This is a genomic window from Aquibium sp. A9E412 (assembly GCF_030398335.1).
Lineage (GTDB): Bacteria > Pseudomonadota > Alphaproteobacteria > Rhizobiales > Rhizobiaceae > A9E412.
Map to the genome: position 1 here is coordinate 1 of NZ_JAOAOP010000151.1, position 544 is coordinate 544.

The 544-nt window shown below is 68.6% G+C and carries 1 protein-coding gene; it reads right to left on the reverse strand.

Going from position 1 to position 544, the window contains the following annotated elements; genetic code table 11:
- On the reverse strand, positions 1 to 524 hold a 524-nt coding region (locus N1F89_RS20655; RefSeq protein ID WP_290086391.1), incomplete at its 3' end, for a porin.
- Positions 525 to 544: the final 20 nt, after the last annotated feature.

Sequence of the window (544 nt, forward strand, 5' to 3'; positions counted from 1 at the left end):
CCGAAGAAGCCGTTGCCGCCCTCGAAGCGGTAACCGATCAGGTGGCGCTGCTGGTAGCCGTAGTACATGCCACCCCAGGAGTGCGAGCCGTAGTTGGCGGCGCCGCCGATCTTGGAGTCGGCCCAGAACGACTCGGTGTAACCCATGATGAGGCCGCCGAGCTCGATGTAGGCCTGGTCGACCGTGGCGTTGCCGTCGGCCGGGGCGCCCCAGGTGGCCTGGTAGCGCAGATAGGCGCGCAGCGTGCCCCACTCGGTCTCCGAACGCGCGTCGACGTTCAGACGGGCGCGGGTCGAAACCATCCAGCCGTCGTCGGCGACGCTGTCGTTGTAGCCGACGGTCTCGGTGCCGATCGAAGCGAACGGCGCCAGCGGAGCGCCACCGCCCGCGGTCAGCGCGTCGCCGCCAAAGGTGCCGGCGGCGATCTGGTACCAGACGTAGCCGGAGACGCGCAGGCAGGTCTCGGTGCCCGGGATGTAGAAGAAGCCGGCGCCGTAGACGTCGCAGATGCGCACATATTCCATGGGCTCGGGCTCGGGGATCA